General features: G+C 70.7%; 11 protein-coding genes. 8 read left to right on the top strand and 3 right to left on the bottom strand.

Going from position 1 to position 12,848, the window contains the following annotated elements:
• The first annotated feature begins 6 nt into the window (after positions 1–6).
• From tgt to secF, 4 genes are all read left to right on the top strand, one after another.
• Complete coding sequence (tgt, locus tag PSEJ31_RS0104085; RefSeq protein ID WP_028914729.1) at positions 7–1,125, top strand: tRNA guanosine(34) transglycosylase Tgt; 1,119 nt, start codon at positions 7–9, stop codon at positions 1,123–1,125.
• A gap of 154 nt (positions 1,126–1,279) precedes the next feature.
• Positions 1,280–1,615, top strand: a complete 336-nt coding sequence (yajC, locus tag PSEJ31_RS0104080; RefSeq protein ID WP_019398095.1) for a preprotein translocase subunit YajC — start codon at positions 1,280–1,282, stop codon at positions 1,613–1,615.
• 58 nt (positions 1,616–1,673) lie between these two features.
• On the top strand, positions 1,674–3,518 hold the full coding sequence (secD, locus tag PSEJ31_RS0104075) for a protein translocase subunit SecD (protein WP_028914728.1): 1,845 nt from the start codon (positions 1,674–1,676) through the stop codon (positions 3,516–3,518).
• 16 nt (positions 3,519–3,534) lie between these two features.
• Positions 3,535–4,497, top strand: coding sequence for a protein translocase subunit SecF (gene secF / locus PSEJ31_RS0104070; protein WP_028914727.1), 963 nt, complete (start codon positions 3,535–3,537; stop codon positions 4,495–4,497).
• A 320-nt stretch (positions 4,498–4,817) separates the two neighbouring features.
• Here the strand turns inward: secF and PSEJ31_RS0104065 are convergent, their stop codons facing one another.
• A complete protein-coding gene (locus PSEJ31_RS0104065) occupies positions 4,818–5,642 on the bottom strand; it encodes an inositol monophosphatase family protein (RefSeq protein WP_028914726.1) in 825 nt (274 codons plus the stop codon).
• A gap of 92 nt (positions 5,643–5,734) precedes the next feature.
• On the opposite strand from PSEJ31_RS0104065, the gene PSEJ31_RS0104060 reads away from it, so the two are divergent.
• Together PSEJ31_RS0104060 and PSEJ31_RS0104055 are read left to right on the top strand one after the other, a co-directional pair.
• Positions 5,735–6,535 (top strand): RNA methyltransferase, encoded by an 801-nt coding sequence (locus PSEJ31_RS0104060; RefSeq protein WP_051403639.1) that lies wholly within the window; start codon positions 5,735–5,737, stop codon positions 6,533–6,535.
• 205 nt (positions 6,536–6,740) lie between these two features.
• Positions 6,741–8,861: an EAL domain-containing protein gene (locus PSEJ31_RS0104055; RefSeq protein ID WP_028914724.1), complete on the top strand. Its 2,121-nt coding sequence runs from the start codon at positions 6,741–6,743 to the stop codon at positions 8,859–8,861.
• 6 nt (positions 8,862–8,867) lie between these two features.
• Here PSEJ31_RS0104055 and PSEJ31_RS0104050 read toward each other — a convergent pair whose 3' ends face one another.
• Together PSEJ31_RS0104050 and PSEJ31_RS0104045 are read right to left on the bottom strand one after the other, a co-directional pair.
• Positions 8,868–9,512, bottom strand: a complete 645-nt coding sequence (locus tag PSEJ31_RS0104050; protein WP_019398089.1) for an exopolysaccharide biosynthesis protein — start codon at positions 9,510–9,512, stop codon at positions 8,868–8,870.
• Positions 9,496–10,806 (bottom strand): hemolysin family protein, encoded by a 1,311-nt coding sequence (locus PSEJ31_RS0104045; protein ID WP_019398088.1) that lies wholly within the window; start codon positions 10,804–10,806, stop codon positions 9,496–9,498. Before PSEJ31_RS0104045 ends, PSEJ31_RS0104050 begins: the two co-directional genes overlap by 17 nt.
• Before the next feature lie 238 nt (positions 10,807–11,044).
• Between PSEJ31_RS0104045 and PSEJ31_RS0104040 the strand changes: the two genes are divergently transcribed.
• A complete protein-coding gene (locus PSEJ31_RS0104040) occupies positions 11,045–11,671 on the top strand; it encodes a DUF47 family protein (RefSeq protein WP_019398087.1) in 627 nt (208 codons plus the stop codon).
• A 12-nt stretch (positions 11,672–11,683) separates the two neighbouring features.
• Positions 11,684–12,805 carry an inorganic phosphate transporter gene (locus PSEJ31_RS0104035; protein WP_019398086.1) on the top strand — a complete coding sequence of 374 codons (1,122 nt, stop codon included), beginning with the start codon at positions 11,684–11,686 and terminating at the stop codon, positions 12,803–12,805.
• The last annotated feature ends 43 nt before the right edge of the window (positions 12,806–12,848 follow it).

The raw sequence follows: 12,848 nt of genomic DNA, 5'->3' as shown, positions 1-12,848 counted from the left end.
GAGCCCATGTCCCGACTGCAGTTCCAGCTCCAGACCACCGATGGCGCCGCCCGCCGCGGCCGCCTGACCTTCCCGCGCGGCACGGTGGAGACGCCGGCGTTCATGCCGGTCGGCACCTATGGCTCGGTCAAGGGCGTGCTGCCGGGGCAGATCCGCGACCTTGGCGCGCAGATCATCCTCGGCAACACCTTCCACCTGTACCTGCGCCCGGGCCTGGACGTGATCGCCGACCACGGCGGGCTGCACGGCTTCGCGCGCTGGGACGGGCCGATCCTGACCGACTCCGGCGGCTTCCAGGTGTTCTCCCTGGCGCACCGCCGCAAGATCACCGAGCAGGGCGTGACCTTCGCCTCGCCGACCGATGGCGCCCGGGTGTTCCTGGGGCCGGAGGAGAGCATGAAGATCCAGAAGGTGCTCGACTCGGACATCGTCATGATCTTCGACGAGTGCACCCCGTACCCGGCCAGCGAGGACGTGGCCCGGCGCTCGATGGAGCTGAGCCTGCGCTGGGCGCGGCGCTCGCGCGATGCCCACGACGGGCTGGGTAACGACGCCGCCCTGTTCGGCATCGTCCAGGGCAGCGTCTACCACGACCTGCGCAGCCGCTCGCTGGATGGGTTGCAGGCCATCGGTTTCGACGGCTACGCCATCGGCGGCCTGGCCGTGGGCGAGCCGGAGGCCGAGCGCAACGCCATGCTCGAGCACCTGCATCCGCGCCTGCCGGCCGACCGCCCGCGCTACCTGATGGGCGTGGGCCGCCCGGAGGACCTGGTCGAGGGCGTGGCCCGCGGCGTGGACATGTTCGACTGCGTGATGCCCACCCGCAACGCGCGCAACGGACACTATTTCACCTCCTTCGGCACGGTCCGCATCCGCAACGCCCGCTACGAGCGGGACATGGACCCGATCGAGCCGGGCTGCGGCTGCGTGGCCTGCAGCGGCGGCTACAGCCGCGCCTACCTGCGCCACCTGGACCGCTGCAACGAGATGCTGGGGCCGATCCTGGGCACCCTGCACAACCTCTGGTACTACCAGAAGCTGATGGCGGACATGCGCGCGGCGATCGAGCAGGGCCGGTTCGAGGCGTTCCGCCGCGACTTCTACGCCGCGCGCGCCGGCGGCTGAGCCGGTCCGGCGGCGCCGGGCGGGGGCAGGGTGCCGCTGGTCGGCCCGGCGGGAACCGGAGGCGCCCCGGAAGGGTCCCAGTTTCGTTGCAATGGGGGCGGGGCGCCCCTATGGCATAATCCACGGCTATTTTCAGCCTTGACAGGAACCACCGATGAGCCTTCTCGCCACCCTCAGCCCGACCGCCATCATCGCCGCGGCCCCCGCGCCGCAGGGCGGCTTCGGCATGCTGCTGTTCCCGATCATCCTGATCGCGATCATGTACTTCCTGATGATCCGCCCGCAGATGAAGCGGCAGAAGGAGCACCAGGCCATGCTCGGCAAGCTGCAGCGCGGCGACGAGGTGCTGACCAACAGCGGCATCGCCGGCGTGGTCACCGAGATCGGGGAGAACTTCGTCACCGTCGAGATCGCCGACAACGTCCGCATCCGCGTGCAGAAGGCCGCCATCGGCAACGTGCTGCCCAAGGGCACCCTGAAGTCCGCCTGATCCGTCCGTTCCACCACTGAGCGTGGTCCCGCGGGGCGGGGCCGCGCGGGGTCCCGCAATGCTCGAGTTTCCCCGCTGGAAATACCTGGTCATCCTGGCCGTGCTGGCGCTCAGCGTGCTGTACGCGCTGCCCAACGTGTACCAGAGCGACTACGCCGTGCAGATCACCGGCAACCGCGGCGCCGCCCTGGACCAGGCGCTGTCCGAGCGCGTCGCCGGCGCGCTGTCGTCCGCCGGCGTGACGCCCAAGTCGGTCGCGGTCGAGGGCGACAACCTGCTGGTGCGCCTGGACGACGCCGAGGCGCAGACCCTGGCCGCCGACGCACTGCGCGGCAGCCTGGGCGAGAACTACACCGTCGCCCTGAACCTGGCCTCCAACGTGCCGGACTGGCTGGAGCGCATCGGCGCCAAGCCGATGGTGCTGGGCCTGGACCTGCAGGGCGGCGTGCACTTCGTGCTGCAGGTCGACCAGAAGGCGGCGCTGGACAAGCGCCTGGACGCCTATACCGAGGACGTGCGGGTGACCCTGCGCGACCGCCGCATCCGCTACACCGCGGTCGACCGCCGCCCCGACAACACCATCGCCGTGGCCCTGGCCAGCGGCGCCGACCCGGCCCAGGCCCGCACCGTGCTGGCGCAGGCGCTGCCGGCGATGTCGGTCGAGGTGCAGGGCGGCAACCGCCTGCTGGTGCGGATCCCGGAAACCGAGCTGCAGCAGATCGCCGGCTCGGCGATCGAGCAGAACATCACCACCCTGCGCAACCGCGTCAACGAACTGGGCGTGGCCGAGCCGATCATCCAGCGCCAGGGCGAGGAGCGCATCGTGGTGCAGCTGCCCGGCGTGCAGGACACCGCCGAGGCCAAGCGCATGATCGGCGCCACCGCGACCCTGGAGTACCGCGCGGTGGTCGAGGGCAGCGCGATCGACGCGGTGCGCACCGGCCGGGTGCCGCCGGAAGCCAAGGTCTACTACCGCCGCGACGGTTCGCCGGTGCTGCTGAGCAAGCGCGTGATCGTGACCGGCGACCAGATGGTGGCCGCGCAGAGCACGGTCGACCAGAACGGCCTGCCGGCGGTCAGCGTGACCCTCAACAACGTCGGCGGCGACCGCATGTTCGAGTTCACCAGCGCCAACGTCGGCAAGCCGATGGCGGTGGTCTACACCGAGCGCATCCCGCAGGTGAAGATGGTCAACGGCCAGGAAGTGCGCAGCTTCCGGGTCAAGGAGGAAGTGATCTCCGTGGCCAACATCAACGGCGTGTTCGGCAAGAACTTCCAGACCACCGGCCTGGAGAAGGCCGAGGCCGACGACCTGGCCAAGCTGCTGCGCGCCGGCTCGCTGGCCGCGCCGATGGACTTCGTCGAGGAGAAGATCGTCGGCCCCAGCCTGGGCAAGGAGAACGTGGAGCGCGGCGTCACCGCGGTGCTGTACGCGTTCCTGTTCACCCTGGTGTTCTTCGCCGTGTACTACCGCATGTTCGGCGTGCTGACCGGCATCGCGCTGCTGTTCAACCTGCTGATCGTGGTCGCGGTGATGTCGCTGTTCGGCGCCACCATGACCCTGCCGGGCTTCGCCGGCCTGGCGCTGTCGATCGGCCTGTCGGTGGACGCCAACGTGCTGATCAACGAGCGCATCCGCGAGGAGCTGCGCGCCGGCGTGCCGCCCAAGGCGGCGATCGCCAACGGCTACGAGAAGGCCTCCGGCACCATCTTCGACGCCAACCTCACCGGCATCCTCGCCGGCATCGCGCTGTACGCCTTCGGTACCGGCCCGCTGAAGGGCTTCGCCGTGACCATGGTGATCGGCATCTTCGCCTCGATGTTCACCGCGATCACCGTGTCGCGCTCCCTGGCGGTGCTGCTGTACGCCCGCCGCAAGAAGCTCAAGTCCCTGGCCGTCTGAGGGAAGGAAACCGGACATGAAGATCTTCCCGCTGACTTTCATCCCGCACGAGCCGCGCATCGACTTCATGAAGATGCGCTGGGTGGCGATCGTCGCCGCCGTGCTGATGTTCGCCGCCGCCGTGGCCGGCATCGCCAAGGGCTTCAACTACGCTCTGGACTTCACCGGCGGCACCGTGGTCGAGGTGCGCTTCGCCCAGTCCACCCCGGTCGACCAGGTGCGCGAGCGCCTGGCCGGCGCCGGCTACGAGGGCGCGCAGGTGCAGAGCTTCGGCAGCGGCACCGACGTGCTGGTGCGGCTGCAGCCGCGCGACGGCCAGACCACCACCGACGCCAACAACCACACCGCGCAGGAGGTGCTGGCCGCGGTCTCCACCGCGGAAAACCCGGCCACGCTGATGCGCACCGAGTTCGTCGGTCCCCAGGTGGGCCGCGAGCTGGCCATGAACGGCCTGTACGCGGCGCTGTTCGTGGTGGTGGGCTTCCTGATCTACATCGGCTTCCGCTTCGAGTGGAAGTTCGCGGTCTCCGCCACCCTGACCACGCTGTTCGACGTGCTGGTGGTGGCCGGCTACTTCGCCTGGAGCGGGCGCGACTTCGACCTGACCGTGCTGGCCGGCCTGCTGTCGGTGATGGGCTTCTCGATCAACGACACCATCGTGGTGTTCGACCGCGTGCGCGAGAACTTCCGCTCCATGCGCGCGGAGCCGCACGAGATCTTCAACCGCTCGATCAACCAGACCCTGTCGCGCACCATCATCACCTCGCTGGTGTTCTTCCTGTCGGTGCTGGCGCTGTACCTGTACGGCGGCGGCTCGCTGGAGGGCCTGGCCCTGACCCAGATGATTGGCGCCGTGGTCGGCACCCTGTCCTCCATCTTCCTGGCCTGCCCGCTGCTGACCCTGGGCTTCCTCAAGGTCACCAAGCAGGACCTGCTGCCCAAGGCCAGGGACGAGGCGGAGCTGGCGCGTCGTCCTTGAGCGGACGCCGCTGGCAGGTTCCGGAAAAGCCGCCTTCGGGCGGCTTTTCCTTTTCCCGGAAGCAAGCGCCTCCCCCTGGGGGAGGGGTTGGGGAAAGAGCAGGGTGCCTGGAGCAGCCCGCACGCGCGGCGCGGCTGCGATCCCGACCCACATCCCAGCCCCCGGTCAGCGTCCCTGCCCGCGTCGGGGTGCCGGCGTTCGATGGGCATGCGCGCCAGGGCGCGCGGGCGATGCCATCACGCCCCAAAGGAAGAGGGAGCCAGAAGCCGGGCACGAAAAAGCCGCCCACCCCGGAGGGCAGGCGGCTTTCTTCGCGGATCTCAGTTGAACGCGGCGGCGTAGCCGGTGTTGACCACCAGCTTCTGCAGCTCGTCGGCGACCTTCACGTTGCCGGCGATGATCTGGCGGCCGTCCGGGCCGCGCTCGTCCATGCGCGCGGCGTTGGCGCCGCGGAAGTCGCACACCCGCCCGCCGGCCTCGCGCACCAGCAGCACGCCGGCGGCGATGTCCCAGGCCTTCACGCCGGCCTCGAAATAGGCGTCCAAGCGGCCGCAGGCCACGTAGGCCAGGTCCAGGGCGGCCGAGCCGGTGCGGCGCACGTCCTCGGCGTGGGTCAGCAGTGCGTCCACGCACTTGAGCTGGGCGCTGGCGCGGGCGCGCTCGCGCGGCGGGAAGCCGGTGCCGATCACGGTCCCGGACAGGTCCTTGCGCTCGGCCACCCGGATCTTCTTGTCGTTGAGCACCGCGCCGGCACCGCGGCTGGCGGCGAACAGCTCGTTGCGCAGCGGGTCGAAGATCACCGCGTCGATCGGCTCGCCGTTGTCGACCAGGGCGATGGACACGCAGTAGTGCGGGAAGCCGCGCAGGTAGTTGCTGGTGCCGTCCAGCGGGTCGATCACCCACTGGAAGCGCGACTGGCGGCCCGGCTGGTGGCCGCCTTCTTCGCCCAGTACGCCGTAGTCCGGGTAGGCGCGGCGCAGTTCCTTCACGATGACCTTCTCGGCCTCGGCATCGACCTCGCTGGCGTAGTCCATGCGCTGCTTCTGGACCACGTTCAGGGCGTCGAGGCGGTTGATGTTGCGCAGCAGGACGTTACCGCCCAGGCGCGCGGCCTTGACCATGACGTTGACGGCGGGGTTGAGCATGGCGAAGGCTCCCGGTAAAGGCTGTGGGGGTTGGGCGAATTAAAAGAGCGTTCCGGCACGCGAGGCCGGCCGCGCAGTTTACCATCTGCGCCATGTCCGAATCCCCCATCGCCCCACAATCCGCCGCCGGGGCCGCCGGCGCCATCCGCATCGTCCTGGTCGGTACCCAGCACCCGGGCAACATCGGCGCCGCCGCGCGCGCGATGAAGACCATGGGCCTGTCCAGGCTGGTCCTGGTCAGCCCGGAAAAGCCGCTGGACGACACCGCCTACCGCCGTTCCGCCGGCGCCGAGGACGTGCTCGACCGCGCCCCGGTATACGCCACCCTGGCCGAGGCGGTGGCCGACTGCCGCATGGTGCTGGGCTGCACCGCGCGCAGCCGCCGGGTGCAGCTGGAGCAGCTGGAGCCGGACGCGGCCGCGCAGCGGGCGCTGCAGGTCACCGCCGAGGGGCCGGTGGCGATCGTGTTCGGGCGCGAGCGCACCGGCCTGACCAACGAGGAGCTGCAGCTGTGCCACGCCTCGGTGCACATCCCGTCCGATCCGGCGTTCAGCTCGCTCAACCTGGCCGCGGCGGTGCAGGTGCTGGCCTACGAGGTGCGGCTGGCGGTGCTGGCCGCCGATCCGGCTCCGGCCGAGCCGTTGCCGCCGGACGCGCAGCCGGCCACCCATGAGCAGCTGGAAGGCTTCTTCGCGCAGCTGGCGCAGACCCTGGACGAGATCGACTTCCACAAGGGGCGCTCCCCGGATTCGGCCATGCGCAAGCTGCGCCGGCTGTTCGTGCGCACCGGCCTGACCGCGCACGAGGTGCGGCTGCTGCGCGGGGTGCTGGCCGATGCCCAGCGCATGGCGCGGCTGGCAGGCGCGGCGGGCAAGGGGCCGCTGTCGCCCTGAGCGGCTTTCGGCTAGGCTTTGCCGGTCACAGGGGGGATTCACGCTTGTCGAGCATGCGCAATCCGGTCCTGGTGGCGCCGCGGGCGCTGCCGGGTGCGTCGAGGTACGGCCGGGCGATGGCCGTTGCGGTGGCCTTCCTCCGGGCCGATCCTTGCCCTGCCAAGGCCGCGCCGTCCCGGCGCCGGCTGGCCTGCACGGAGGGCGAATGAAGCTGCGCATGGGCCTGCAGGCCAGGTTCCTGGCCTCGATGTCGCTGCTGCTGGTGGTGGTCCTGGTGCTGCTCGGCCTGGTCCTGCAGCGGCAGCAGGCCATGCGCCAGGAGTCGGAGGAGCTCAGCCGTGCGGCGATCCACGAGCTGATCGACGCGCACCTGCATGCGCGCGCCCGTACCCTGGCGCAGCAGCTGGCCACCCGCCTGGCCCGGCCGCTGCAGGAGGGCGACACCGAGGCGATCGCCGCGCTGCTGCGCGAGCAGCGCCAGGACGGCCTGGTCCGGTACCTGCAGGTGGCCGACGCGCACGGGCGGGTGGTGCAGGAAGCCGGGCGCGCCGACGAGGGGCCGTTCCGGGTGATCGAGCCGCCGGCCGGGGCCCCGCCGGTGGCCGAGGTGGTGGTGCGCCAGGACGAGGACGTGCTCGAGGCGATCGCGCCGGTCCGCCGCGACGGCCGCCGCATCGGCCAGGTCCGGGTGGGCCTGGCGCTGGAGGTCGCGCACCGCTTCGAGGAGCAGAACCTGCAACGCCTGCGCGAGCGCGCCGACGAGCTGGCGCGGCGCCAGAACGCCTGGGTGGCGCTGCTGCTGGGCCTGCTGCTGGCCGTGGTGCTGGGCATGGCCTGGTACGTGCAGCGGGTGCTGGTGCGGCCGATCCGCGACCTGGCCGCCTCGGCGCGCCGGATCGAGGCCGGCGACTACAACGTCCAGGTGCGCGCCAGTGCCCGCAACGACGAACTGGGCGAGCTGGAGCGCGCGTTCAACCGCATGAGCGAGAGCGTGGCACGCCACGACCGCGACGTGCGCCAGATCGCCTATACCGATCCGCTGACCGGCCTGACCAACCGCCTGGCCTTCCGCGAGGACCTGGAACAGCGCCTGGAGCAGCTGCACGGCTCCGGCCGCCAGCTGGCGCTGCTGTTCGCCGACATCGACGACTTCAAGCGGGTCAACGACACCCTCGGCCACGAGGCCGGCGACGAGGCCCTGCTGCAGTTCGCCACCCGCATCCGCGAGGCGGTCCGCCGCCACGGCGGCCCGGACGCGCGGCTGGCGCGCTTCGGCGGCGACGAATTCGTGATCCTGGTCGAGGGCGAGGACGTGCGGCCGCTGGCCACCCGCCTGGCCGGGGTGCTGGTGGCCGAACTGCGCGACCCGCTGCAGATCGAGGGCCGCCAGGTGTTCCTGGGCACCTCGATCGGCATCACCCTGTTCCCCGAGGACGCCACCGGCGCCAGCGGCCTGATGAAGAACGGCGACATCGCCATGTACCAGGCCAAGAGCGCCGGCAAGAACGGCTTCCGCTTCTACAGCCGGGCCATGGACCACGCCGTCGAGCGCCGCGCGCACATGGAGCAGGAACTGCGCGGCGCGTGGGAGCGCGGCGAGGTCAGCGTGGTCTACCAGCCGATCGGCCGCACCAGCGATGGCCGGATCGTCGGCGCCGAGGCGCTGCTGCGCTGGCAGCACCCGGAACTGGGCACGATCTCGCCGGCGGCGTTCATCGACGTGGCCGAGCAGAGCGGACTGATCGACCAGCTCGGCCCGCGCGTGCTGCGCCAGGCCTGCATCGACGCGGCGCGCTGGGCGCGCGAGTGCGGCGGCGAGCCGCCGTTCGTCTCGGTCAACGTGTCGCCGCGCCAGCTGCGCCACGGCGAGCTGCCGGGGATCGTGGCCCAGTGCCTGGCCGAGTCCGGGTTGCCGGCCGGGTGCCTGCACCTGGAGCTGACCGAGACCGCGCTGATCAGCGACGAGCTGCAGGCCGGGGCGCTGCTGACCCGGCTGCACGCCACCGGCGTGAAGGTCTGGCTGGACGACTTCGGCACCGGCTTCTCCGGCCTCAGCCACCTGCGCCGGGTGCCGGTGGACGGGCTCAAGATCGACCGCAGCTTCATCGCCGACATGCAGCGCGACCCGGACGACCTGGCCCTGACCAGCGCGATCGTCGCCATGGCCCACTCGCTGGGCATCACCGTGGTGGCCGAGGGCGTGGAGAAGCAGGCGCAGCTGGACCTGCTGGCCGGCCTGGGCTGCGACCTGGTCCAGGGCTACTGGCTGAGCCACCCGCTGGGCGCCGAGGAGCTGGCCGCGCGGCTGGCGGCGCGGGACGCCTGAGCCGGCTCAGGCGCGGCGCAGGCGCCCGATCCATTCGCCCAGCAGCTGCGCCAGCTCGCCCGAGACCAGGGCCATGCCGGCGATGGTGGCGGCCGAGACCAGCCACAGGCCCAGCAGCAGGGCGCCGTCGCGTTCCAGCAGGGCCAGGGCGAACAGCAGCAGCAGGCCGGCGAAGATGTAGTTGGTCATCGGGATCGGCAGCGCCAGCAGCAGGCCCAGCACCAGCAGCAGGAGCCCGGTCAGGACGTTGGCGGCGCGGTTGCCGGCCAGGCCCTGCAGGCGCGGCCGCACCAGGTGCTCCAGCCGCGCCAGCCATGGCGCGATCCGCGCGCGGAAGCGGTTAAGGGTATGCCGCCGCGGACCGCGGCGGCCGACGAAGCGGGGAAGCCATGGCCGCGCCAGGCCGGCCACCAGCTGCAGCCCGATCAGCATCACCAGCGGTCCGGAGACGACCCCGCCGGCGCCGGGGATGGGGATGAAGCCGGGCAGGATGGCCACGAACAGGAACATCCCGAACGCACTGCGGCCCAGCCCGCCGAGCAGGCGGTCCAGGCTCAGCAGCTCCTCCGGGTCGCCGTGCGCGAACGCGTCGAGCACGCGGGTAAGCCCGCTGCGCGGGGTGGTGCCGCCCTGGTCAGGCGGGCTGGCCATCTTCCTCCGCCGGCAGGCGGGTCAGCAGCAGTTTGTCCACGCGGGCGCCGTCCAGGTCCACCACCTCGATGCGCCAGCCGGCCCAGTCGAAGTGCTCGCCCACGTGCGGGATGCGGCCGAAGTGGGCGATGCACATGCCGGCCAGGGTGTGGTAGTCGCCGTCCTCGGCGTCGGGCAGGGCGGCGCCGTCCATCAGCTCGCGCAGGTCGTCGGTGGGCAGGGCGCCGCCGACCAGCAGCGAGCCGTCGTCGCGCGCGACCACCAGGGCCTCGCCGTCGTTGTGCTCGACCGCCTGCAGACGGCCGATGATCGCGCCCATCAGGTCGTTGACCGTGACCAGGCCCTGGATCTCGCCGTACTCGTCCACCACCAGCGCCATCGATTGCTGTTCCTCGCGGAAGATCTCCAGCAGCTTCATCGCATGGGTGGACTCTGACACGAACAGCGTGTCCCTGAGGTGGTCGAACAGCCCGCCCTCGATGCCGCCGCCGGTGTGCAGCAGCGACTTGACCTCCAGCACGCCGGCCACGTCCGCGTCGCTGCCGCGGTAGACCGGATAGCGCGAGAAGCGGTGTTCGCGCATGACCGCCAGGTTCTCCTCCAGCGGCGCGTTGGCGTCCAGCCAGGCGATGCGGTTGCGCGGGGTCATCAGGCTGTCGGCGGTGCGGTCGCCCAGGCGCATGACCCGGTTCATCATGTCGCGCTCGTAGGCGTCGATCACGCCCTGCTCGTGGCTCTCGGCCACCAGCATGCGGATCTCCTCCTCGGAGATGGTGCTGACCTGGTCCTTGCCCAGGCCGACGGCGCGCAGCACCAGGCGGGTGCTCTGCGACAGCAGCCACACGAACGGGAAGGCGGCCTTCGCCAGCCAGCCCATGGGCATGGCCACGAACCCGGCGATCCGCTCAGGGGCGGTGATCGCCAGGCGCTTGGGCACCAGTTCGCCGAAGATCAGCGTGAAGTAGGTGATCAGGGCCACCGCCAGCAGCTTGCCGATGCCGGCCGCGTACTGGCCCAGGGCCGGGAACACGTCGTCCAGCCAGTCGCCGATGGCCAGGCCGATGGCCTCGCCGCCGAACAGGCCGGTGAGGATGCCGATCAGGGTGATCCCGATCTGCACCGTGGACAGGAAGTTCTCCGGCTTCTCCGACAGCGCCAGGGCGCGCGCCGCGCGCTTGCTGGCCTGGGCCAGCTGCTTCAGGCGGCTCTTGCGCGAGGTCATGACCGACATCTCCGACATCGCGAAGAAGCCGTTCAGCAGGATCAGGGCGAAAACGATCAGCAGCTCAGCCACGGCGGCGGACCCCGCGGCGTGCATGGGAGGGCTGGTCGTGCAGCGCCGTCAGGGCGCGGCGGAAGTGGGGGCTAGGGTCGTCGTCCATAGGCTGCGCCCGCGGGGCGCGGGGGCGATGATAACAGAGCCGCGGGAGCCTCCCGCCGGGGCATGTTGCGCTGCGGCAGTACCGGGCTCCGGCGCGGGCTGTCATAATTTCCCGGATCGCCGCCCGTCCCGAGGCGGAGGACAGTCTTCGATGTTCTCACTCCAGACCATTTTCGGCTCCGGCAAGCAGTTCTTCACCCTGCTGGACGAGGCGGCCATCGCGGCCCACGACAGCACCAAGGCCCTGTACCAGATGATGAAGGCCGCCGACCGGCAGCCGGCGCTGGATGCGTTCAAGCTGGCCCGCCAGCGCGAGCGCACCGCCTCGGAGAAGATCAGCCAGGCCCTGGTGGACAGCTTCATGACCCCGCTGGAGCGCGAGGACATCGAGGCCCTGGGCTCGGCGCTGTACAAGATCCCCAAGCAGGTGGAGAAGTTCGCGGACCGCTACTCGCTGGCGACCCAGCACCTGGCCCACATCGACTTCGCGCCGCGCGCGGCGATGCTGGAGCAGGCCGCGGGCGTGGTGGTGGAGATGGTCCATGGCCTGCGCCACATGAACCTGGACAAGATGACCGTGCTCAACGAGAAGCTGCGGTCGATCGAGAACGAGGCCGACCGGCTGATGCTGGAGCTGTACCGCGACATCTACTCCGGGCGCCTGGACCACCTGCAGATGTTCCTGCTGAAGGAATTCTTCGAGATCCTGGAGAAGGCCATCGACCGTTGCCGCGAGGCCGGCGTGGTGGTCTACCAGATCACGCTCAAGAACAGCTGACGGGCCGCTGCCATGCTGACCCTCGTGCTGGTGGTGATCCTGGCCGCGCTCGTCTTCGAGTTCATCAACGGCTTCCACGACACCGCCAACTCCATCGCCACGGTGGTGGCGACCAAGGTGCTGTCGCCGGGCGCGGCCGTGTCGCTGGCGGCGGTGATGAACCTGGTCGGGGCGCTGATGGGGACCGCGGTGGCGGCGACCATCGCCACCGGCATCCTCAACACCGACGTGGTCGAGGCCAGCTCGCAGGTGATCCTGTGCGCGCTGCTGGGCGGCATCGGCTGGAACCTGATCACCTGGTGGTTCGGCCTGCCGTCCTCGTCCTCGCATGCGCTGATCGGCGGCCTCTGCGGCGCCGGCCTGGCCGCCGCCGGCAACAACTGGGACGCGCTGATCTGGTCGCAGGACCTCGGCAACTGGGCCAAGAACAAGGGCCTGCTGTGGAAGGTGTTCCTGCCGATGGTCACCTCGCCGCTGGCCGGCTTCGTCATGGGCGTGGGCGTGATGGTCCTGCTGTGGGCGATCATCGCCGCCATGGCCCGCGCCGGCGGCGTGCTGCGCCGGCTGGCGCGCCCGCGCTGGGTCAACGCCTTCTTCGGCAAGGCCCAGATCGCCTCGGCCGCGTACATGGGCTTCGCCCACGGCCACAACGACGCGCAGAAGACCATGGGCATCATCGCCCTGACCCTGATGGGCGCCGAGGCCGCCGGCACCCTGGACGACCTGCCGGGCTGGCTGGCGTTCCTGCACCCGGGCGACACCGACAGCACCCACATCGCCACCTGGATCGTGCTGACCTGTGCCCTGGTGATGGCTGCCGGCACCGCGTCCGGTGGCTGGCGCATCATCAAGACGCTGGGCCACAAGATGGTCAGGCTGCACCCGATCCACGGCTTCGCCGCCGAGACCAGTTCGGCCACGGTGCTGACCCTGGCCGCGCACTTCGGCATGCCGGTGTCCACCACCCACAGCATCTCCACCGCGATCATGGGCGTGGGCTTCGCCAAGAACCCGCGCGCGCTGAAGATCGGCGTGATCGAGCGCATCGTCTGGGCCTGGATCATGACCATCCCCGCCGCCGGCGGCCTGGCCTGGCTGTTCCTGCGCGGGATGAAGGCGCTCGGCTGGGCCTGAGCGCCTGCCTGCCGCCACGCCGCTGCAAAGCAAAGGCCGCCGC

The organism is Pseudoxanthomonas sp. J31 (assembly GCF_000510725.1).
In the GTDB taxonomy this organism is placed as follows: domain Bacteria; phylum Pseudomonadota; class Gammaproteobacteria; order Xanthomonadales; family Xanthomonadaceae; genus Pseudoxanthomonas.
The sequence above is the reverse complement of the archived record's forward strand: the minus strand, read 5'-3'. Positions and strand labels throughout refer to the sequence as shown.

Bases quoted from the DNA above. Each gene is read 5' to 3' on its own strand.
- tgt (WP_028914729.1), top strand. From the start codon at position 7: ATGTCCCGACTGCAGTTCCAGCTCCAGACCACCGATGGCGCCGCCCGC.
- PSEJ31_RS0104050 (WP_019398089.1), bottom strand. From the start codon at position 9,512: ATGGCCAGCCCGCCTGACCAGGGCGGCACCACCCCGCGCAGCGGGCTT.
- yajC (WP_019398095.1), top strand. From the start codon at position 1,280: ATGAGCCTTCTCGCCACCCTCAGCCCGACCGCCATCATCGCCGCGGCC.
- secF (WP_028914727.1), top strand. From the start codon at position 3,535: ATGAAGATCTTCCCGCTGACTTTCATCCCGCACGAGCCGCGCATCGAC.
- PSEJ31_RS0104040 (WP_019398087.1), top strand. From the start codon at position 11,045: ATGTTCTCACTCCAGACCATTTTCGGCTCCGGCAAGCAGTTCTTCACC.
- PSEJ31_RS0104065 (WP_028914726.1), bottom strand. From the start codon at position 5,642: ATGCTCAACCCCGCCGTCAACGTCATGGTCAAGGCCGCGCGCCTGGGC.
- PSEJ31_RS0104035 (WP_019398086.1), top strand. From the start codon at position 11,684: ATGCTGACCCTCGTGCTGGTGGTGATCCTGGCCGCGCTCGTCTTCGAG.
- PSEJ31_RS0104055 (WP_028914724.1), top strand. From the start codon at position 6,741: ATGAAGCTGCGCATGGGCCTGCAGGCCAGGTTCCTGGCCTCGATGTCG.
- PSEJ31_RS0104060 (WP_051403639.1), top strand. From the start codon at position 5,735: ATGTCCGAATCCCCCATCGCCCCACAATCCGCCGCCGGGGCCGCCGGC.
- secD (WP_028914728.1), top strand. From the start codon at position 1,674: ATGCTCGAGTTTCCCCGCTGGAAATACCTGGTCATCCTGGCCGTGCTG.